Origin of the sequence: Natronorubrum tibetense GA33, assembly GCF_000383975.1 — an archaeon.
Classification (GTDB): Archaea; Halobacteriota; Halobacteria; order Halobacteriales; family Natrialbaceae; genus Natronorubrum; species Natronorubrum tibetense.
The window spans coordinates 85,409-106,319 of record NZ_KB913021.1; the positions used below are offsets into that span (position 1 = coordinate 85,409).

The 20,911-nt window shown below is 54.9% G+C and carries 24 protein-coding genes, 1 tRNA gene and 1 pseudogene; 3 read left to right on the top strand and 23 right to left on the bottom strand.

Translation table 11 applies throughout. The features are described from left to right. Positions 1–9: 9 nt before the first annotated feature. The 7 genes from NATTI_RS0124500 to NATTI_RS0124530 form a co-directional block, all read right to left on the bottom strand. Positions 10–876, bottom strand: a complete 867-nt coding sequence (locus NATTI_RS0124500; protein ID WP_006092924.1) for a hypothetical protein — start codon at positions 874–876, stop codon at positions 10–12. 450 nt (positions 877–1,326) lie between these two features. Then, positions 1,327–2,004, bottom strand: a complete 678-nt coding sequence (locus tag NATTI_RS27685; protein WP_049806299.1) for a DUF7504 family protein — start codon at positions 2,002–2,004, stop codon at positions 1,327–1,329. Positions 2,005–2,466: 462 nt separating this feature from the next. Further along, on the bottom strand, positions 2,467–4,380 hold the full coding sequence (locus NATTI_RS0124515; RefSeq protein WP_006092922.1) for a beta-CASP ribonuclease aCPSF1: 1,914 nt from the start codon (positions 4,378–4,380) through the stop codon (positions 2,467–2,469). Between the two features lie 796 nt (positions 4,381–5,176). Next, positions 5,177–5,812: an adenylate kinase gene (locus NATTI_RS0124520; RefSeq protein WP_006092921.1), complete on the bottom strand. Its 636-nt coding sequence runs from the start codon at positions 5,810–5,812 to the stop codon at positions 5,177–5,179. 46 nt (positions 5,813–5,858) lie between these two features. Further along, entirely contained in the window at positions 5,859–6,077 is a 219-nt protein-coding gene (locus tag NATTI_RS27460; RefSeq protein WP_338045786.1) for a putative quinol monooxygenase, read from the bottom strand. 98 nt (positions 6,078–6,175) lie between these two features. Further along, complete coding sequence (locus tag NATTI_RS0124525; RefSeq protein ID WP_006092920.1) at positions 6,176–6,718, bottom strand: HIT family protein; 543 nt, start codon at positions 6,716–6,718, stop codon at positions 6,176–6,178. A 297-nt stretch (positions 6,719–7,015) separates the two neighbouring features. Further along, positions 7,016–7,408, bottom strand: coding sequence for an NUDIX domain-containing protein (locus tag NATTI_RS0124530; RefSeq protein WP_006092919.1), 393 nt, complete (start codon positions 7,406–7,408; stop codon positions 7,016–7,018). Between the two features lie 274 nt (positions 7,409–7,682). Here NATTI_RS0124530 and gfcR point away from each other — a divergent pair, with 274 nt between their 5' ends. Both gfcR and hisI read left to right on the top strand, forming a co-directional pair. Continuing rightward, positions 7,683–8,318, top strand: coding sequence for a transcriptional regulator GfcR (gene gfcR / locus NATTI_RS25870; protein WP_006092918.1), 636 nt, complete (start codon positions 7,683–7,685; stop codon positions 8,316–8,318). A gap of 391 nt (positions 8,319–8,709) precedes the next feature. Next, a complete protein-coding gene (hisI, locus tag NATTI_RS0124540; protein ID WP_006092917.1) occupies positions 8,710–9,087 on the top strand; it encodes a phosphoribosyl-AMP cyclohydrolase in 378 nt (125 codons plus the stop codon). 20 nt (positions 9,088–9,107) lie between these two features. Here the strand turns inward: hisI and NATTI_RS0124545 are convergent. The 15 genes and pseudogenes from NATTI_RS0124545 to NATTI_RS0124615 all read right to left on the bottom strand — a co-directional run bounded on the left by NATTI_RS0124545 (position 9,108) and on the right by NATTI_RS0124615 (position 19,720). Further along, positions 9,108–9,182, bottom strand: a tRNA-Met gene (locus NATTI_RS0124545). A 108-nt stretch (positions 9,183–9,290) separates the two neighbouring features. Next, positions 9,291–9,989: an IS630 family transposase gene (locus NATTI_RS26855; protein ID WP_206537297.1), complete on the bottom strand. Its 699-nt coding sequence runs from the start codon at positions 9,987–9,989 to the stop codon at positions 9,291–9,293. After that, the gene (locus NATTI_RS26860; RefSeq protein WP_049889040.1) at positions 9,970–10,422 is read right to left on the bottom strand and encodes a helix-turn-helix domain-containing protein; all 453 of its coding nucleotides are present in this window, start codon (positions 10,420–10,422) and stop codon (positions 9,970–9,972) included. Before NATTI_RS26860 ends, NATTI_RS26855 begins: the two co-directional genes overlap by 20 nt. A 395-nt stretch (positions 10,423–10,817) precedes the next feature. Then, positions 10,818–11,744, bottom strand: coding sequence for an ImmA/IrrE family metallo-endopeptidase (locus NATTI_RS0124555; RefSeq protein WP_006092916.1), 927 nt, complete (start codon positions 11,742–11,744; stop codon positions 10,818–10,820). An 87-nt stretch (positions 11,745–11,831) separates the two neighbouring features. Further along, positions 11,832–12,179 (bottom strand): hypothetical protein, encoded by a 348-nt coding sequence (locus tag NATTI_RS0124560; protein ID WP_006092915.1) that lies wholly within the window; start codon positions 12,177–12,179, stop codon positions 11,832–11,834. Positions 12,180–12,248: 69 nt separating this feature from the next. Next, entirely contained in the window at positions 12,249–13,250 is a 1,002-nt protein-coding gene (locus tag NATTI_RS27245; protein ID WP_006092914.1) for a DUF6610 family protein, read from the bottom strand. A 177-nt stretch (positions 13,251–13,427) separates the two neighbouring features. Continuing rightward, a complete protein-coding gene (locus NATTI_RS0124570; protein ID WP_006092913.1) occupies positions 13,428–13,847 on the bottom strand; it encodes a hypothetical protein in 420 nt (139 codons plus the stop codon). A 76-nt stretch (positions 13,848–13,923) separates the two neighbouring features. Next, a pseudogene (locus NATTI_RS27250) lies at positions 13,924–14,146 on the bottom strand (hypothetical protein). An 81-nt stretch (positions 14,147–14,227) separates the two neighbouring features. Then, positions 14,228–14,512, bottom strand: coding sequence for a ribbon-helix-helix protein, CopG family (locus tag NATTI_RS0124575; RefSeq protein WP_049806300.1), 285 nt, complete (start codon positions 14,510–14,512; stop codon positions 14,228–14,230). 27 nt (positions 14,513–14,539) lie between these two features. Further along, positions 14,540–15,199 carry a helix-turn-helix domain-containing protein gene (locus tag NATTI_RS0124580; protein ID WP_006092911.1) on the bottom strand — a complete coding sequence of 220 codons (660 nt, stop codon included), beginning with the start codon at positions 15,197–15,199 and terminating at the stop codon, positions 14,540–14,542. A 41-nt stretch (positions 15,200–15,240) separates the two neighbouring features. After that, on the bottom strand, positions 15,241–15,648 hold the full coding sequence (locus tag NATTI_RS0124585; RefSeq protein ID WP_006092910.1) for a DUF6166 domain-containing protein: 408 nt from the start codon (positions 15,646–15,648) through the stop codon (positions 15,241–15,243). A gap of 157 nt (positions 15,649–15,805) precedes the next feature. Further along, on the bottom strand, positions 15,806–16,708 hold the full coding sequence (locus NATTI_RS27255; RefSeq protein WP_006092909.1) for a biosurfactant protein 1: 903 nt from the start codon (positions 16,706–16,708) through the stop codon (positions 15,806–15,808). Between the two features lie 76 nt (positions 16,709–16,784). Beyond that, positions 16,785–17,711 (bottom strand): transcription initiation factor IIB, encoded by a 927-nt coding sequence (locus NATTI_RS0124595; RefSeq protein ID WP_006092908.1) that lies wholly within the window; start codon positions 17,709–17,711, stop codon positions 16,785–16,787. Between the two features lie 391 nt (positions 17,712–18,102). After that, positions 18,103–19,124, bottom strand: a protein-coding gene (locus NATTI_RS25890) for an IS630 family transposase (protein WP_086009528.1) whose coding sequence is annotated in 2 segments (ribosomal slippage) — positions 18,103–18,611 and positions 18,611–19,124 — 1,023 coding nt in all. Because the reading frame shifts where the segments join, the coding sequence is not laid out codon by codon here. Positions 19,125–19,147: 23 nt separating this feature from the next. Continuing rightward, positions 19,148–19,720, bottom strand: a complete 573-nt coding sequence (locus NATTI_RS0124615) for a DUF2321 domain-containing protein (RefSeq protein ID WP_006093049.1) — start codon at positions 19,718–19,720, stop codon at positions 19,148–19,150. A gap of 141 nt (positions 19,721–19,861) precedes the next feature. On the opposite strand from NATTI_RS0124615, the gene NATTI_RS27690 reads away from it, so the two are divergent. Further along, positions 19,862–19,969, top strand: coding sequence for a DUF7837 family putative zinc-binding protein (locus tag NATTI_RS27690; protein ID WP_449289294.1), 108 nt, complete (start codon positions 19,862–19,864; stop codon positions 19,967–19,969). A 29-nt stretch (positions 19,970–19,998) separates the two neighbouring features. Here NATTI_RS27690 and NATTI_RS0124620 read toward each other — a convergent pair whose 3' ends face one another. Beyond that, positions 19,999–20,907, bottom strand: coding sequence for an HFX_2341 family transcriptional regulator domain-containing protein (locus tag NATTI_RS0124620; RefSeq protein ID WP_006093048.1), 909 nt, complete (start codon positions 20,905–20,907; stop codon positions 19,999–20,001). Positions 20,908–20,911 lie beyond the last annotated feature (4 nt).

Below are 20,911 nucleotides of genomic sequence, written 5' to 3' on the forward strand. Positions count from 1 at the left end.
TGACGCCGGTCAGCACGATTCCAACGCGACTTCGAACTCTTCACGGATGGCATCAACGATCGCCTCCCGGTCGTATTCTCCGGCGGTTGCACTGACAAGCGCGATAGTATCCTCGTCAACCGGAATCCAGATTTGTAGAAACCCCTGTGCCCCATCCATGTAGTCAACTCGTGATGCAGGTTTCTGCCAGAGCTCGGCCTCTTTGCCGGTGTAATTCGGGTGGATTCCGTTGGGAAGTTCCTTTGTCGTTTCTAACGTGAAATCGTCGTCTTGCTCGAGGACTGGGCGAATATCTCCGGAGATCGTGTGCCTCTCTGCCTCCTCTTCGATTTCCGCTTGGATCGCCTGTACCGTCGAAGTAATAAACTTTTCAAACGAGCGATCGGGCACGAGTTTGTCCATATCGTCGAAAATCTCCTGTTCTCGCATGCGAGGGATTCCGCTCACGCCCGAGATGACCTGGTCGTCGATCGGATTATGACAGATTCCGATATTGGCCCGGGGCCGTTCGCCCATCTGCGGAAGATACGTATCACGAATTTGGAGTAGAACTGCGATATCGAGCTCAGTGTACGTCTCGTACTTTTGTTGAAGATACGTTTTGAAGACAGCCATTTCCTGTTTGGATGGTGATGTGAGAATAAGTTGTCGGAGAAACTCTTCATCGGGCGTATCGTCGTGATAGAAAAACGTGTGATTCTCGTAGTCCTCTAACACAAACCAAACGAGGTAGTCAACCGGTCCGTCATCGACGAAAAACGCCTCTTCAACGGGTCGTTGTTCTATTTTGGAAAATCGATCCTGGAAGCCTCCCGCGAGACGCTGGACATATTCCCCTGGGTCGAGCCCATACTCAGAGATAAATTCCCGGGCCATGAGAGAGACTACTACCTTCGCCCGATAAAAGCAGTCTGAATGGCGCAACGCGATGGGCATCTTCGAAAAGGGACCAGATCACTGGATCCACTATTATCAGATTTATAACATTAAGTGGCTACTAGAAAGGAATCATGTGGATCGATATCGAATAGTAGTTTGATGAGTGACGAACAGATGATAGACTCTCTTAACGGATCCGCTTTACAGGAAGCCATCGATGCCGTCGTCCAGATACTTGATCATCCGTCTGATCTATCGATTTCTTACTCATTTGACGGAGAAACCAAACGGACCCGATTTCGGATTCAAGAACCGGAGAGTAAATGCTATGAGCTTGTATATGAGGGGCAGAACGACGAGAACGAACCGATCATTCGACGCATAGAGTAAGTAACGAAAACGGGCAGTAAGTCCATATGTGCTTTCTTGGATTGGTCCTCTCGCACGTTATAGATCGCTCGCCAGTAGTGAGGCTGAATAGCGTCTCGCTGACTGGTATTCGAAATCGAGATCAGAATCTGCTCCCTTCGTAACCCAGAGAATCCCATCAACGTGGCGAGCTAACATGGTAATTGTCTCTTCATCGTGCTCGGTATACCTGAGTCCGAAGAATCCCATTCCCGTTCCAGTTCGGAGTCCAGTAACGCGTTGAAGCACGTTACACACTCGCTTCGGCGACGAGCAATTGAGCAAGGGGGTGAGCGATCGAATAACGAGATGACGAGATGTTGTCGGCGGAACCTTTCCTTCCGTCAGCTCCGAAAGGGCAATCACGATCCGTTCAAGATCGGCTGATGAAGGCGTGAAGACCGTTGGCGAACGACCGTATAACGCAGACACGTATTGTTTTTCAGATGTGGTATCGACGAGTCCGATCGAAGGTCCGTTCTGAGGGCAAATTTCCTCGTATATCGCACACGTTTGATCGGCGCTTTCAGTAGTAGTCACGACGAGTGCAGATTCATCGTCGCGTCCATACTGGCACAGTGCCCGAAGTCCGAGCGCGTATTTTGAGGGATCGACGCTCCCGGCGACGAGTACCGTGGAACCATCACCTATCGCATCGGGGAACGAAGGGTGAAACTCCGTACTCTCGTCTACCGACGGATTAGATGAGCCGGTCATCGATGATCAGCTACCGCTCCGTGAGTGTGAATCGCCCGACGAACTCACAAGTTGGGCGAGCGTTTCTTTCGGATAGTACCGCGCGCCGCAGTTGGGACATTCGGCTACGGTGACGTTCCCTCGCCAACTCGTCGAAATCGGCAACTCCCTTACGTGAACGGTCCGCTCAGTGAGCGATGTATTGCAGTCCGAACATGGGATATCTGTTTCGTGAATCATGATTAGTACGGATGACTCAGTCCCGCAGGAGGTGCCCGCGATAGCGGTTTACGGATGGGCGTACACCTGAGCAGTTCCCGCCATGCCACTGGTACAGTGGCGTTCGCGGTGAATGAAGAAATTACGGGACGGAGCCCTGCGTCTGGCAAGATTTGGGTGAGAGCTCACAAATAAGTTTCGTCTGTTGAGGGCTCATCTCGACTGTATTTTCGATCGAACAGTGTACTCGTGTACAAGGCTGCGTCACGCAAATCGAAACGTTTCGAGGTTCCGTGGCGCGTACGTTCGACAGTTGAATTTCTGATAGAGTGCTGATGACAGTTGGTCCGTCGCGGATTTATCTCCGTGGACGCACAAGATCTCTTGTGGGCGAGGATTCATCGACTGCACGAAATTTTCGAGCCCGTTTCGATCCGCGTGACCCGAAAATCCGCTCACGGATTCGATCGTGAACCGAAGGGTAAGTCGATTCGTTTCGCCACGTCTGTCGGTGAGTTGGATCTCTCTGTTTCCGCCCTGAATGCGCCGTCCCAGCGTCCCTTCTGCCTGATAGCCGACGAAGATGAGCGCGTTCTCCGGATCGCCTCCGAGTAGTTCCAGCCAGGACATGATCGGCCCGCCAGTGACCATCCCTGACGTCGAGAGGATGATACAGGGCTCGCCACCGGCGATCGCCTCGCGCATCTCTTCACCGCCGTCCACCTGCTCGAACTGGTCCGCGAGAAACGGGTTTTCGTCTTCGTGGAGGATTCGTTGACGCAGACCGTCCCGGAGGAACTCTGGATACGCGGTGTGAATCGCCGTCGCCTCTCGAATCATCCCGTCGAGGTAGATCGGCATCGTCGGGAGTTTTTCGGTGCGCATCGCCTCTTCGAGGACCAACATGAGTTCCTGCGATCGACCCACGGCGAATGCTGGAATGACGACTTTGCCGTCGTTCTCGTACGTTCGGGTAATGAGATCGATCAGTTTCCGCTCGCTGTCCTCTTGATCCGTCTGGTAGTCGCCGCGTCGTCCGTACGTCGATTCCATGACGAGCGTTTCGACCCGCGGGAAGTCGTTAACCGCACCGTTGAACAGTCGCGTGTCCGAGTAGTGGACGTCGCCAGAGAAAACGATGTTGTGGAGGCCGTCGCCGATGTGGAAGTGAGCGACTGCACTTCCGAGGATGTGTCCTGCGTTGTGGAGCGTGAGCTTGATGTCGGGCGCGATATCGGTGACGTCGCCGTAGTCGAGCGTGATCGTGTGCTTGAGTTCCTCCCGAACCATCTCGCTCTCGTAGGGCGGCGTTCGACCCTCTTTTGCCGCGACGTCGAGATAGTCTAGTTGAAGGAGCCCGATGAGGTCGCGCGTCGGCGCGGTCATGTAGACGGGACCGTCGTACCCGTATTTGAACAGGAGGGGAAGTAACGCGCTGTGATCGAGGTGGGCGTGGGTTAACACGACTGCATCGAGATCGGCAATCGGATTCGCTTCAGGAACTTGGAGATGCGGAACATCGCCTTCAGCACCTGGCTTATCGCCGCAATCCACGAGAATTCGCGTTTCCGGCGTAGACAGCACGAAGCTCGCACGACCGACCTCACGACAGCACCCGAGAGTCGTGACGCGTACCCAATCTGTCTCCTCGAGCGGTTCGCGGTGAATCTGCTCGCCGACTCGTTCGAGGATCTCCCGCCGTTCTTCGCGCTCTTTGACGAGATAGTTCCGGACGTTAGCGACGGTCGAGGACTCCATCGGCGGGGTTCGGAGCACGTCTGGGGTCCACCCGACCTCTTGCGTGATTTCGCGGAGCGTACTCGCTCGCTGTCCAATCACGAGTCCCGGTTTGTCGGCCTCGATCACAACTTCACCGGTCGTCGGGTAGAAATCGAGATCCGTAATGCCGGCCTCCTCCGGGATCAACTCGCGTATCTGTGCTTCCGCATCGGCAGGTTTCGTCTGTGTGCCGGGTGCCGGTCTAATCGCAATTCGCTTGCGGAATTTCTGTGCGAGTTGTCGAACGATCCCGTCGCGTTTGGCGAACTTCCGAGGGGTACCCGTGTAGATGACGAGTTCCGGTCCTTCGTATGTTACCCTGGACACGGTGAGATCATCGGGTAATTCGGCTTCGATCTCCTCTTTGAGCTCTGAAATTGAATCCTGATTTGTACTCATGTCGTCTGATAGGTATGCTATCCCATTGCCGGGATGCTATCGGAAGTACGAATCGCATGGTGAAACGATGTCGAATACGTGTTACTCACCAGATGGCGAACGGATGAAATCGTACACTGGAAAATAGCTAGTTCGTAGTATAAAGGGGTTCCGACGCATCAGTTGGCTATCAATCACCTCCTGCATTGGACGAACCCGAACCGTTAAGCGGATTGGTTGGCTAGAGGTTTACATAAAAAGCTGCCCGATGAGGCCTATCGGCTGAGGGCATCAGTCCGAGGTAGTGCGCTGAACGCGTACGCCTTCCTGGAGGACTCGGGCTCGCCATCCCGAGACGGACTGACTCTGCTGTTTCGCCTTCCTATTACCAGAACTAGTGTTTCGAGAAAAATGCTTTTGAGGAGTTTTAGACCGAACGGCTCTGGTGAATCGCTATATGGTGTTTGGTTCACGTGCTGTTATGTCCCCTGTGAGACGGTCCGGCCGTTCCATTATCACAGATCGCTCGAGTTTACGAACACGATTATTCCATTGTGACAGATCAGGTCGTGTATGTTCATGATCAAGGTTGCCGCAGTCTAGGACTCACCAGAGCCGGCTGAACACACAACGGCAACAGTACAATTTGCGTTGCGAATCACGTACTCCGCGCGATGGCTGAAGAATGCTCGCCGTGACACCAGTCGAAGGATGGCTCCCATAATGATGATGTCGTCGTCGAATGGAACAGCTCGTAGAGATCAAAGAGAGCGACGAAGACGAGTAGGCCACAGCATTACTCCCCTCGTTTTTGGTGCTATGGAACCTCTGACTGCACTGCCGTTTTGACGTCCTCCCAAACTGCCTCAATAGACTGTTCTCCATCGATTTCGATCAGTTCTCCAATGCCCCGATAGAACTCAATGAGTGGCTGTGTGTTTTCCTCATAGACGCGAAGCCGCTCGCGGGCGGTCTCTTCTTGATCATCTTCTCGGTGGTAGAGGTCGCCACCACATTCATTGCACGTCCCCGCCTCGGCAGGCGGGTTAAACTTGACGTGATAATTTGCACCGCAATTAGAACAGACCCGCCGCCCAGTGAGACGTTCGATGAGCACCTCCTTGTCGACCGCTAGGTAGAGAACGCCATCGAGGTCGGTAATCGAATCGAGATACTCGGCTTGGTCTTGATTTCGGGGATAGCCATCGAGTACAAACCCATCAGCAGCCTCCAGCTCTGCTTCGACGATTTCATTGACGACAGGGTCCGGAACGAGTTCTCCTTCGTCCATGTAGCTCGCGGGTGTCCCGTACTCGGTCTCCATGTGCTTGTTCGCGCGAAGCGCGTCGCCAGTCGTGACGTGGGCGAGATCGAATTCATCAACCAGTCGCTCGCACTGTGTCCCTTTCCCCGCGCCGGGGGCTCCGAGAATGATGAGTCGTGAGTCAGCCATACACGTAGTCGTCGCCGGGAACCCCTAAAACACTCCTGAAACGAGTTTATACCCAACGCGCTACAGTGCGAGTCCTATCTGTTCTCTCGGCCATCGAAATCCTGTTGCTAGAGTTCGAGTTCGGTCGCGCTATCACGTCGAATTGGATAACTTCGGGTTCGCCTGCGAGAAAGTCTTGAAGCGCCGCCTCGAACTCTTGAGAGTGCGTTGTTTGTGTATGTGCCTCGAAAGCCTCGGTGTTCACGTATTGTTCGAAGAATCGGATGACGTTCGGCTCCTATCTGCTCTGGCCAACTGAGCTATTACGACACATTACGGGACGAGAGCAAAGAATCGCTTATTCAGTAGCGGCTTTCAGATCGATCAGCTATCGACTCGAACCGCTGTATCCTTCCCAATGTCTCGAGTATCATCGAGTTCTGCGAATGCGGTATGGAGGCGGTGATAGGTCTCCTCGACGGCTTGGACGATGACTTTGGTATCCCCAATGACCGGCATAAAGTTCGTGTCACCTTCCCAACGAGGAACAATATGGGTGTGCAGGTGGTGTTCTATCGATCCACCGCTTCCACTCCCGAGGTTGAGCCCCGTATTGAATCCATCAGGATCGAATGCTGTTGTCATCGCTTCGAACGTCCGTGTCTTGAGTTGCGCATGGCCGAGCAGTACCTCGTCAGAAAGGTCCTCATACGCACCCGTATGTACGCGAGGGATCACCATGACATGTCCTGGATTATAGGGATAGTTGTTGAGCATGACGAACGCGTATTCGTTTTGAGCAACAATTAGATGCTCTCGATCTTCACCCCGTTCGGGGAATTCACAGAAGATACATTTCTCGACATCGGGATTCTTGTCCTCCCGCTCAATCCACTCGATACGCCACGGAGCAAAGATCTTGTCCATACCGTGGCTTCTCTGATCAACGATTTACCTCCTGTGAAAGACACGCAGTACCCTCATCGTGATCGGGCCCGCACTGCCGACAGGAGAACTCGATTTCGTCTTTCGTCGCGACCGCTACTTGACGGATTTTATGATATTGTCGCAAGATTGGAAGTTGGTAGGCACACATCATCCTTCTCTGTACAGCCCTAAGATTCTATTGCGGTCCTTTCGAAAAAATCGCTCAGATGCTCTTCGACGGACGGTACTTCATCATCGATTAAGCACACGAATAGCGATACGCGAGCGACGTTCCCATTACTCACACAACGCGTCAGTAACGATTTGTTCGTGATCGAAGCCCAGCTCGGGAAGGTTCCTAGGGTCGAACGTCTCCACTTGATAGGCTTCCTCTCGGGGTATCGGTGTTTGGTCACTAAGAGGAGTACATCGATAGGCCGCGCTCACATTTCCGCGTTCGTCTCGGTCAGGGTCATCGTAGAGGCCAACGAACTCCTCGATTGTGACGTCAAGACCAACCTCCTCCTTGGTTTCACGGACGCACGCTCCTCGTGCGGTTTCATCCCGCTCCACGAGGCCACCGGGAAGCACCCATGATCCCTCGAACGGTGGGTGGGCTCGTTCGAGTAGTAAGACCTCTCCGTTGAATTCGATGACAGCATCGGTAGTCAGTGCACGAACCTCGGCCATATGAGACAGTCAGATAACCGACCACAAAGAAGTACAGGACTAGGCTTTTGAAGCACCTCAATCCCATGATCGAATCAAATCAAGTAGTTCTGAAGCAACCGGGGCTCGGCATCACGTTCAATCCGAATGCGGCTCGCGAGCACCGCGGTGAACCGAAAAACAGCCATAACCTCTTCGACGAAGAAGGCACACTCAAACGCCCATAACACGCGTCCACATCTTAGGACCGGTCAGGACGACACACGTAAAAAGTACCAGTCCAAGTTCGAAAGAGATGAAGAATGTTGATGATCTCATTTCGGATGCTGCTTCATTAGCCAACCGAGGGGTGTCAAAGGGTGAAATCGCAGACGAGCTGAACGTCTCTCGTGAAACTGCCAGCTGGCTGGTCGCACGAAGTGGATTGACGAGCCAGGATACCCAGCCGGAGGACAGAAGGAAATCTCACGATATTCATGTGGACTGGAATGCCATTGGACGCGATAGCACACGGTTAACACATATTGGAAATGCGATGGCTAATATGCTCTCAGACTACAGTGAAGAACCATCACTTACGGTCGGTATTGAGAAGGCTGGGACGCCGCTTGCGACCGCCGTAGCCCAAAAACTCGACACGGATCTTGCTACGTACACGCCTCGTAAACACCAGTGGGAAGAGGGTGATATTGAAGATCTCGGAGGTAATTTCTCACGGAATTTCGCCGGTGCCCATGGATACAATTGCTATATAGTTGATGACACGATTACTAGTGGGACGACGTTACGTGAAACTATTGAAGCGATAAACGACATGGGGGGAAATCCAGTTGCTGCAGCTGTACTGATCGATAAACAGGGTGTAGAGAGTATCGAGGGTGTTCCGGTACATTCTCTTATTGATATTGTACCTGTTCATGGAGGATCATGAGTTTCATGTTGGAAAAAATATTATCCAGATCGACGACAGTGATAAGGTCATCTTCCCGGCTCGCGTGATGCCGATAAACAAGGCTAGCGCTACCAATCTGAGAAATCACTCGGGATCAAAGTGTGTGCATCTACGACGACATCCACGTATCCAGCCATCTCTCGCAAGAAGGCTACTTGCGATATCCAATGCACTTCAATCACAGTACGTAATCTCGCCTCACTAGAATTCACGGGCTTCTCCGGCTATATCGATCTCGTAGCAAAGCAGGCTACAAGCTGGGCCGTGATCTCCACGCGACCTCGAACGGGAATATCCTTCAGCTGGTATAACCCGAGAGCTGAATTCCGAAATAACAACTGGTATCCCGAGTCTGTGGTATCAGATGAATATGGAGGACGAACGTTTAGACGTTGAACTCGATTTCGGCGAAAATGAATTGATCCCCGCGATTGCACAGGATGTCGAAACGGGTGACGTCTTGATGCTCGCGTACGTTTCCCCGGAAGCGCTCGCTGCAACCCAGAACACGGGACTCGCTCACTATTACTCTCGAAGTCGTGACGAACTCTGGCAGAAGGGCGGCTCCAGCGGGCACGTCCAACAGGTCAAAGAGATACGTGTCGACTGTGATGGTGATGCGCTGCTCTACCGAATCGATCAGGAAGGCGGGGCGTGTCACACGGGCTATCGGTCCTGTTTCTATCGGACGATCGAAGGTGAAACCGTCGGGGAGAAAGTCTTCGATCCGGACAAAGTCTACGAGTAGCGGGTGTAGTATCAGAACAATAGCGGGAGGTGGACTTGAACCACCGATCTCCAGGTCATGAGCCTAGCGGAATCTCCGAGCTATCCTATCCCGCTACAAAGAACTCTGTGAGAGCCGCAGATAAGCGTTGAGAGGTCGTCTCTGTGTGTGAACTAGTCACTCGATTTGCCGGCCGACTGAGTACCTTCCCAAGTGTCGAGTGACTAGTTCTCAGCTTCCTCGATAGTCGGATAGAGTCGGTGTAGTTTCGTTCGAGCGTCCTCGTTCGTGAATTGCCAGCTGATCGTGACATCCAATTCATTGCGCTGGGTTTCCCACGCAGCGACCTCCGACCGGAGGGTCGCTGCGTCAGGAATTCGGCGGTTGAGACACTGGGTCTGGAGCGTGCTCCAGACAAGCTCGGCCATATTCAGCCAACTTCCATGCGTGGGCGTGTAGTAGAACTCGAACCGATCGAGATACTCGCGTGCTTTCTCGGGTGGGAAGAATCGGTAGAATGCAGCCGGATTGTGCGTGCTAAGGTTGTCTAAGACTACCCGGATGCGGTCGGCATCCGGGTAGTCGTCTGCAATCGCTTGCATGCAGTCGATCCATTCACACGTTCGCCGCCGTTCGGTCACATGAAGGCGGCACCAGCCGGTCAACGGTTCAGTCGCCACGTGGAGCATTCGTTTCCCGTTGCGTTCGTAGTGGTGATCTGTTCGAGCGACCGCTCCCGGTGCCGCCGGGAGCGGATCGCGGACGTGCTTTCGAAGTTCCTTGCTGGACTCGTCGAAACAGATGACTGGACGAGTCTCGTCGTACGGTTCCTGATACAGCGAAAGGAGCGTTTCCATGCGGTAGACGAACTCTGCGTTTTCTTTGGGTGGAATAAGCCAGTATTCAGAGCGGTGTGGCTTCAGGTCGTTTTTTTAGCCGCTGTCTGACGGTTTCTTCGGAGATAGAGTCGAACTCGATCTCCTCAAGAGTGACAAGGCGATCGGCAAGGAGTGCGTAGGTCCAGCGAGATCGTCCTTCTGGTGGCTCTGAACACGCAAGAGCGACGAGGTGAGCTTCACCGCGGCCATCTAGTTTTGGCGTGTAGTCTCGGTCGGGTTTGCGGCGATGAATCGCCGCAATCCCTCGGTCAGTGTAGGATTTACGTGTTTTATAGGGAGTGCCGATTGAGCAGTCGAGGTGCTCACAGATGGTGGCATCTGTGAGCCCCTCGTCAGCCTTCAGAAGAATCTTTGCTCGGGTGATGTCCTCAGGTCTGCGTTCTCCTGTCGAGACAAACGTCTCAAGCTCTTGGCGTTCTTCGTCGGCAAGATCGACAACGTGTTGCTTTCGGCTCATTCCAGTAGAAACGGGCTCAGAAGAGATAAACTAGCATGTCCACGTTTGGGACAGTACTGAGTCCATCGGCAGATGATCCCTCGGATGTAGTTGTGGATTCTACCTTCGAGTGAGCTCCACAGTTTTCATACCAGGATGAAAATTCCATACTTGTCGATCTCAACATTCTGTTGGGTACTGTAGACGGTGAACAAACGATATCCATTCAGCGTAGTCCTACAACCGACTGACCGACTTTGCGGACGTCCTCGCTCCGCTCGAGGGGCGTTATGAGATAGCGGTCAGTCATGGTTCGACGGAGGTCGAAATGCGCCTCCGCCCCCTCGCGGGCGCTGAAAAACTTAACCAACGATCAGCGGACCCACGTATCGAATGTTGGTTAAACAAGCGAGAATTTAGTCCTCGAGGACCTCGATGATCTCTTCTGCTGTTCGACTGATTCGGCCGAGCCGCTCTCGAACGACTTCGGGATCGTCCGATTCCCACGCCGCGAGGTAGAACGCCGAGCCACTCGTATCGAGCCCGCAGTACCGCCCGACCACGTACGCGACGGCTTCGGCCTCGACCTCGCGCTTCGAGCGCTCGGTATCGTCGTCGACGTCGAAGTGGAGTAAGGCGTGTGCGTACTCGTGAATCAGCGTCCGGGCGAGATCCGCATTGTTCTCGCGGTCGCGAGCCTCGACGAGGGGCTTGACGTCGATGAGACTCACCCGCTCACAGACACCTTTTGCCTCTCCATGCGACCATTCCTCCTCGGGGATAATTCGAACCGTCACCCCAAGGTCATCATCGGCGGCAGTCAACTGGGTGACGAGACCGTCGGCGTCGCCGGTCGCTTCTGTATCAAGTTCCGGAAGCGGCTCACCGTCGGTCTGGGAGATGTCGAACACCGGTGCGGGTCTGAACCCAACGAGCCCCTTCGACCACTCTTCAGGCGGTGTCTCGTCGTAGTCACAGTCGCTGCTCTCGTGGTACCTCGGCGAATTCTCGCACTCTGGGCATTGTTTCGTGATGATTGGTGCCCAGATCCAGATCGCGCTTTCCCCCTCCTGGACGTGCCGATCAAAGTCTTCTTGCCATGTCCGATAGCCCGCCACGCGGGTCGCCTCGGGACACTGGCGCTTGATCAGGAGCGTATTTTGGTAGGAATAGTCGTGGAAACGGCTCTGGACATCGAGCCACTCCTGAAACTCCGCGCTGGATTGCGCCTCGTCGATGCCGGCGACGAGGTCGTTGATCCACTGTTCGATGGTGCTGTTCATCTCGTCCGATCGCGTGTCGGTCTCGTCGAAGGAGATCGACGAGTCGCTGGTCGTAGCCATAATTTCACTGAATCGAGTTCACCGCGACCGCGTCAGTTTAGAACGCGCCGCACCCCTCTGGGGCGCACAAAAAACCTCCTCTGAGTGTCACCAGAGTTCGTGTGGTTCGTCCGCGAACCCGACTGTAACGAGGTACTCGAGATACTCGTCGAACTGCTCTACGTCGCTGGGCGTGTCTGTCGCGAGGTGACGTGCCCATTCGATGGCCCACTGGAATGCGGGGTCGGTGCCACCCTTTCCGTGGATATACCACCAGCGGGCCGCTTTCAGCACGACGAGCGGATTCGTCGGTGGGTGCTCGCTTGCTAGTCCACAGGTGATCGACCGGATCTCCTCGGGAACGTCTGCTGGATCTACCTCGGACGTCTGGGTGTTCGGTAGGTCGATTGGAATCTGATCGATTGAGATGTCACTCGGATGCTGCTGTTGACTCATGTAGAATCACTCTCTTGTGCTCTCTTTCGAGCCCTCACCCCTTCCGGGGACGAAAAAACGACTCGCTGCTTAGGCTGGGGGGAAGTAGACGCTTTGCTCGCCGACTAGCTCTTCGAGTTGGTTCCGATGCCGATGCGTGAAGTAGCAGTCGTAGCTACAGTATCCACAGATATCTCCCGTATCGTACTCTGCTACGAAGGGGCCTTGTTCAGTCGTCCAAACGTTCACATCGCACTCAGTACACGCCGCACTCTCGATATCACTCGGTGACGGACCGCGATACTCGAACTCGACACCATCTTCCTTCGTTGTCGATTCGGGCCAAACACCTCGTGCCTGCCAGAACTCCCGGACCTTTGCGAGACTGCACCGGACGGTTTTTCGGATCGTCATGTGCTCGGCGTCGCGACCGCTGTCGTCCCACCCACTAGCCGTCCAGAACTCGCCAAACTGTGCGCCACGGTGAAGCCCATTCCAGTCGAGCCCCACGATATCTGCGGGCGGGTCACCCGTCAGCGTGGGACGGGTGAGCTGCTTGATCACGTCCAGTTGTTTCGGCGGACTCCCTCCGAGTATATGGACGCGACGACCACGCCAATCACTCGGTTCTGAAAATTCGTGAGCGAGCCGGTCGGCATATCCACGGGAGTACCCGACGACGAGGTCATCAGGGATCGCGCGAATCGCGGCACGGCATTTCGGGACGATGACGAGATCCGTTTCTGGGTAGCTTCCTTGGATCTCGCGAGCAGCAGCGACGTATTGGTCCACCTCCTCGACTTCGTAGGCATCACCAATCACCCCGACCTGGGGCTCGTGTTCGAAAAAGCGCTCGACGTACCGCTCAAGGTCTGGACTTCGAAAATCGTTATCGAGCATCCCGACAGGCAATTCGAACGCGTTGAATTGCTGCTGCTGGTAGGTACAGTCCTCTCGAAATCCAGTGAGAAAACCGAGACGAAAGGCGTCAAATGCGAACGGAACTCGATGGAGGAACGCCATGTGGTCGGCCTGCCGAGCAGCTGCAATTTCGCTGGCTGCACTGCTGGTCGTACTCGCTGTGAGTGCCATGATGAATCAACGCGGGAATTTGCCCCGCACCCCCTCCTGGGGGAGAAAAACTGCTACCAGCGGCTAGCCGTTAACCAACACAAATTACTGTTATACGATTTCTGTTGGTTAATCAGGCTGGTCCCTGTGGAGGCTGCTACGTTGTCGGTTCAGCACGGATACCTCGCAGATCTCAGTTCAGTACGGGGGGTAGCTCGGAGCGATATCCCCGGTTAGTACGCTGCTCTCGAAGGCGTCGCTTTCGCCGCCCTCGAGGTCGATGATTCGATAGACTGCATCACCGCTCCAGTTACATTCCTCGCTCGAACACACCGCGCTAGCCAGGGCTCCGTTCCCTGTATCGAGATGGACGCTCTGAAGATCGAGCCGATCGCTACAGAATGGGCACGTCGCCGGAACTTGCGCATATCGGTAGCCCGTACTGATGTCGATGTCATCTTGCTCAGCGTCGATGCCACGAAGCCCTTCGACGAGATGGCCGACTCGTGAGCGAAACTCGGTGAGAAGCGCGTTGCGGGCTTGCTCGTCGACGGGGAGTTTCGCGCTATCAAGGGTAATCGTTACTCGATGCGCTGTCGTCTCGTTGGAGTTTTTCATTTGGTTCACCTCTGGGGGGCGTTTGATTTCCCCGCACCTCTTCGGGGGTGAAAAAGATCTTCGACTACGAGCTGACTCACCCCTCTTGTGAGCGGATTTCTTGTGCCTGACGTTCGAGACACCGGAGAATCTGAACACGTCCCTGATTCGCATTCTCGTACGCGACACAAGCACCGTAGTGTCTCCATGTCGTTGATCGTCACGATACCGGGGTTGATGAGTCGAGTGTTTGGTGGCTCGAGACGCTGTTTTGGCGTAAGACCGCCCGATTCTACAGATTGATCTGATGACTCACTCACTGATGTTCGCCTCCGCGCTTTTGAGGCGAGAAAAAACGGCTCTAGGTTGACCTGCTTCCGTGACCGGCTATCAGCTGTACGTCACGCATTTAGACCCCACCAAACATCGTCTTCGACTGCCTGCAGTTCGCGTTCTGCACGCTTGACGAAGTCACGTCCAACGAGTTCGATCGCTGTTTCTCGATCGATTTCGTCATTCACGTACCGCGAGAGGACGAGGTCTATCCAGAGGTCTTCGACACCGTGTTCCAGCGCCTGTTCGAGGATCTCCGACTCGGGGATGCCTCGCGCTTCCGCGATTTCTTGCACCCGTTCGTTGAGACTCGTGGCCGTGTCTCCGCAATTGCTCTGCAATGAATTAAACATCTCTGGATACTCTGATGGCAGCCCAGGTTAGTTTGGGCGGTAGTTCGCGTCAGTGTCGACCTCGTCGTACATACGGTCGAGCATATCGAGTGCTGACTGAAAGTGTGCGTAGTGCTCGTTTGCGAACGCTACGGTTTCTTGGAGGGAGATAACGGGCCGTCCTTCGACCATCTCGGCCTCGATCTGTGCCTCCGGCTCGAGTACCACCTGTATCGCACCATCGAGGTCGGCAGCGGGCTGGCGCTCCTCTGCAGCTGGGATTCCGAACCGATCGAAGAACGCCGTCCAGGCGTCGAGGTCGGACTCGTAGACGGCGATGAACAGCGGATAGTCCTCTGGGTCGCGAGCGACCTGATAGCCACCGCGGGTCCAGACGTAGACCGCATCGATGGCAGTGAATGCATACTCCATACCCGCGAACTGCGGGAGGACGTACGCCTCCGAGATCGACGGCGGCGAGATGTCTGCTGCCGCCGTCAGGAACTTGAGACCGGCGTCTCGGAGCGTCTGATCGACGAGATGAATCCCATCGTCGTACGCGACGTATCCTGCCTCCTCGAGGCGGTTCACAACGCGACGAATCGTTTCCCGGTTCTCGTCGATCTTCCGTGTGACGCCGGAGATGGAATCACCCGTGTCAAGCGCGAGGATGACCTTGAGTTCCCTCTCGCCACATACTTCGCACATCCTATATTTACACAATTCTGTGCAACAACCAAATAACCGTCTCACGGCCCCGCAGATGCCGTGAGGACCTCTGAGTTGTTCACCCCAAGAGCGGATTCAATCTCGATACCGGTGAGTCGCCAATGCTCGTTAGGACTGGCACACTCCAGTTGACTCACAACCTCGTTCTTGAACTGGGTGTAGTGCGTTAGTGCAAATTCTTCGTCCTCGGTGTAGTCGAGCAGGAGCGCGAGTGCGAGCTGCGCTGGCCCACTCCCACTGTATCCCCATTCGAATCCCGAGGGACTGTGGTTTACCAGCTTGAGGCTTCGGTCTGGAGTGAGGCGTTCTTGTTCAGGTAGCTTCTCCACGACGGCACGCCCTCGCTGTCGGTAGCCGACGTAGACGATGTCGCGGTCACTTCTCTGGCTTCTTTGTTGGAGCGACTGTGAGTCGATAGTTCTACTCATGGGTCTGTTCGAGAGTACTCGTTTGAGCACCCCCGCACCCCTCAGGGGGTGAAAAACTTGCTGCAGTTCCTGAGTTGTAGAGGGCCTTGCACACGTTAACCAACGGTTTCGGGCGTCTACATTCTACGTTGGTTAAGATATTGCTCAGCTGATCATCTTATTGAGGGTCTGGTCCGTGACGAGGCGATTGACACACCTGGCACTCCCACATCGGCTGGCCAGACCACTCGTCATCTGGGACAGTCTCGAACTCTTGGAACTGATGCTCAGTCTTTCGACCACACTTGCGACATTCAAGACGTGTTCTCGAGGGAACGCTGGGTTGACAATCCTCTGAATGCTCGTCGGTGACGGCGCGCTGGAGTGCAACGGCTGGCACCAACCAGACGTCGTTTTCGGCACTCTCCAGTAGGGCTGTAAGTCGATCTTCGTTGCGAACGTCGTACCCTCCCTCATCGTAGAGAAACGTTGAGTGCGCCCCCTCACTCCATGACTGCGTCGACTCTGTCTGTCCCGTCCGCTCACGAGCGGCGGTGAGTAGCTGTTCACCGCTTTCGGAGGTGACTCGAACTGCTTCGGGCAGCGAGGGCCACTTGTCGGTCAGTTGTGCAGCGGGCTCTGTATCGAGGTCATAGATCAGTTGGCAGTTGTCGACCGCTGGGTCCCTGTCAGCCTTCGTGAGGAGCGTGGCCGCAGCAGCACCCTTCGCGATGGCGGTGTAGAACGTCGCCGCCTCGACGAGCAGATGGACGACATGGAGTAGTGTCCACTCAGTATCCGAGGAGGGACTCTCGTCACTGGTTTCATCGAGATGATTTGAGAGGCAGAACCGACACTTGGTGCGGTTAGCAGAAATCGAAGCGCCACATGAGGAACACTCGCTCTGTGTCGATCCCGTTCGATTTGGATACGATTCGAGCCCTTCCCTTCGCAGTCCCTCTCCTTGTCCTGTGTTGCCCCGTCCAGAAAGCTGGTTGTCGGGAACGTGGTTCGTTTCGCCAAGGGGTCGTAGTTCCTCAAAATCAGATTGTCGTCCATTCATAGAGTCGTCTGGCAACATCTTCCTTCGTCTCTGTATTTAAATCTCGGCGATCAACGCCGAACTTGAATCGGAAGAAAACTCGCAGATCGCGTCTTCAGACAGCCAATTCCTTCAGCGTATCTTGATGCGACCGGATGGTCGTTGCAGTGACGCTCGCCACCTCCGCCACTTCCGCCTGCGTCAGCCATCGTCCCTCTTCACGACCCGCCTTATACAGACAGGCGGCTGCGAATCCTGATGGTTTGACGCCCGACGCTACTCCTGTCGATTCCGCCTGTTCAGCCAACCTCCGAGCTCGCTGTCGGAGGTACGCTGGAACATCGAGTTCTGACGCGAGACGAGGGATAAATTCGCTGGGGCGGACAGGCTGGGTCGGAAGTCCGAGTTCTGTATTCAACGTCTTGTACGCATTCGTGACTCTCGACTGGTCAACGCGTGCCGCGTCGACGACGTCGTCGAGTAACCGCGAGTGGCCGTTACAGCGACAGGTTCCGTAGATGCTTGCAGCAGCTACCGCCTCGATCGATCGACCTCGAAGCAGGTCTTCGTTCTGGGCGCTCCGGAACAGCTGACACGCCTGGTCACGAACCGAATCTGAGAGCTCGAGGACGCTCGCAATTCTTCGAACTTCACCCAGCCCGTGTGCGAGGTTTCGCTCGGCTTTCGACTGGAACCGACCACGAGTCTGTTCACGCCGCATTCGGGATAGTCGCTGGCGCTTTCGTCCGGAGAGTTTGTTCCCGTTCGCATCTTTCCAGCGACCGATCTCGGTCGAAAGTCCTCGGTCATGACGTGCTGCTGTAAGTGGCGCACCCGTCCGCTTTCGCTGGTCCTGATCGTGAGTTCTCCATTCAGGGCCGTGGTCGATTCGTTGTTCGTCAATAACGAGTCCACAGTCCTCACAGATGGTTTCGACCGAGTTGGTAGTGACCCGGCCATTGCACTCGGGACATGAGTTCGTGCTGGAGTTCGTCTGGATGTCCTCGTCGAAGCTTGTTTCGTAGATATCTCTCGTCGACATGTTTTCTCACCAATTTTTTGAGATTCGCCGGTACGGCGACCCCCTCACCCATTGAGGGGACAATAGACTATATGCAGGATTGAAGTGCTTACACAAGGAGTCGATGAGAACCTCGGCGCCTGCGATAAGATCGACAAGAGAAGGAACTCAGACTGTTCGAGTATAGGTCTTATTCCGAGTCCTCAACGTGCTGCCGGACTGTGTCGGTCGGGAATAACTTCTCGACGAACTCTGAGAGCCGACTCCGAATCTGGTCTACATCGTCTTGGAGCGTCTGGCCTGATTTGTGATGGGCCATCCATCGGCGCTCGGCACGATTCATGCTCTCGATCTTCGAGATGGTCTTCTGGTCGAGCTCCGCGTGTTCGGTCAGTTCGTTGAGGATTGATACTCAAGGACATAAGTACGTAAAGACGCTCGGCGGTTCAATGGTGTCAAGCGCGGTCAGTGCAGCCCCTTGAAGTTTATCCAGTGTGTCGAACAGGCGGTTGCCCAGTGCTTGGTTGAGACGTCGCCAGCACTCTTCCACGGGGTTCAGCTCCGGTGAACCCCGTGGAAGGTAGCACAGTTCGATCGGGGTTCTTTCGGCGTATTCCTGCACCTTGTTCGCCGTGAAATAGGAAGCGTTGTCCAAGACGACGCAGATCTTGTCGCCGAACTCGGTTTGGAGAGCATCGAGAAACCGAATTGTGGTGTCGCTGTTGAAATTTTCCTCACACGGCAAAAAGAACGTCTCGCCGCTGTCGCTGACCGCCCCAAGGAGTTTGATACTGTCCCACGCGCCCGTCACCGGGAGTGACGGGCGCTCTCCTTCTGGAAACCACGCGTAGATCAGCGTTGAGAGCACCTGACGCGTCTGATCAATGGTCAGGAGCGTGTATTCGTCGTCCAAGTTGTCGAGCTTTTTTTGAACCCGTCTTTCCACGCTTCCTGAGCTCGTTCGTCGGACTTGTGGAACTCCGGCCGGGCTGTCTTCCAGGACAGCCCGGCCTCAGACATCAGTCGTCGGATGTGTCGTTCGCAGTACTCGACACCGAACTCCTCAACGAGATAATGACGAGCGAGTGGAACAGACCACGCAGGCGCGTCAAGCCCAATTTCCTCTGGTGATTTGTGGAGCACTTCAACGAACTGCTCGTACTCTTCGTCGGAGAGCTCTGAGGGTCTTCCCGACCGGTGTTCGTCGTAGACGACCTCCTCGAACGGCTCGTCGGCGAGCCGTTCGAGTCGGTCAAGCCACTGCGAGAGCCAGGCAGCAGTATATCCATACCGTTCAGCGACCTCTTCTAACGTCGCACCGTCTTCTTCGAGATAATTGATTGCCGCCATTAGCCGCTGTGTCGGCTTCTTCCCCTCGACCTCCGCCAAGACCTGGCGGAGGTCTTCAATAGAGACGTTGTCGAGAGAGTTCATAATCGATCAATGTTGTTCCTCGTTTAAAATACTTTTAGCCGGTAGTATGAGTTCCGGCCACCAGCGAAGTTGTAGTAGTTGCCGTTTTGTTCCTCTTCGATGATGTCCACATCGGTCGTGAGCTCCAGATAGGCAATCGCGGTCCACTCGAAGGCATGGATGTAGCAGGTGAGGGCCGAGTGCCAGAGACTGTGTCGATAGCATTGGTCCCCCTCTTGAACATGCCTGATGACCTCTGACCCGTACTTCGTCTCCTTCAGGAACTGTCGCTGGGGATTCGAGTAGACTCGGCCACTGGGTCTGGAATCCTGTGGTTCGGGGAGTCGTTTGGCAACCTCCCGAGTGACTTCCATGAACCGTGACGGACCCCACGGATACGCCTCTCCGCAGTTGTGGCAGTACTCCTGTACTCGCCAGTGGGGAGACCCGTTATCCCGAGTGTAACCGTCCAGCTTGACAGGGGCGTTGTTGCAATTGGGACAGACACTGTGCAATTGATTACCACACTTCCGACAGTACGGGTCGTGCTCGATATCCTCGTGCTCTGCCTCGATCACACGGATGTGCCCATCCTCACAGACCGCCCCAACAGTCATTCAGAAATATCTATGAATTCACTCGGGATTATATTTCGGGTTTCTCTTTCACCTCAGTTGGCTCGACTTTTTGCACCTTTATGATCAATATCGATTTGGAGCCTGAAATATAATGTCACACGCTCCAGCGCTCCATCCCCGATGTCTACTGACCGCCCGACCCTCGGAATCTGTCCGACCTGCGTGACCGAGATACCCGCAGGTATGCTCCTCATCGAATACGAGAGGGACGGCCACCGAGCGGTCTAAGCGGAGTGCCCGTCATGCGAGGAACCAGTTCATCTCCGGTGAGTTTCCACCCACATCCGCCCCATCGTCGAGAGCTGCGTTTCGAGGCGGTTCCCCTCTTTCTCGCGGTCTACATACCCCTTCTCGTCGAGTTTCGAGACATTGTACTGGACGCGGCTGCGGAACGACTCGTCGTACTCCTCCCCCTCTTCTTCGGCCAGCTGTTCGGCAAGCGCTGATGTCGACGAGATCGGATCCTTACCAAAGAGGAAATTCAAAATTGTCTCCTCGAAATTCTCGACGTCACTGCCAGGCGACGACGGGAACTCGACGTACATCTGTCCGTCGAGATCTCGAGCACCTTCCGTAACACCACTCTCATTGATTCGGTCGAGGAGCTGTACGATTTCCTCGTACTGGCTGTGCACGGTCAGGTCCTCGTACTGCTTCAGGTCATCAAGCGTGTCTGCAGCGTTCTCCAGAACCTCCATCATCCGGTGCACGAGATACTCCTCCGGCGAGACGTAGTAGGTGTGGAGCTGGTCTCGAACCTCGTCCATATCCTCTTGGAACTCGGCGATTATCGAGTCGGCCGCAGTAGCGAACGCGAAGGCGACCGTGCGAGGCATCGAAGAGATGTTGATGAAGACCTCGTTATTAGCCTTCAGTTCGTCGAGGATGTAGTCGTACGCCATCGGATAGAGGGTCTCATAGTCGAACATGCCCTCGATTTCGATGGATTCGCGCTGAACCTCGACGTCAATCAGTTTGAACGAGTCTTCCAATCGGCGAGTCATATTCGATGCGAGTTGCGCGGCCTTGCTCGTTGCCTCGTCGTCTGGATCGCCCTCGTGCGTGATGAGTACGACTCGATCGGCCTCCATCTGTCCCTGCGAAATTGGGTAGATGAGACGCTCGAAGTCGAATCCAACCGGGATAATATGGACTCGTTCGGTCATAGTC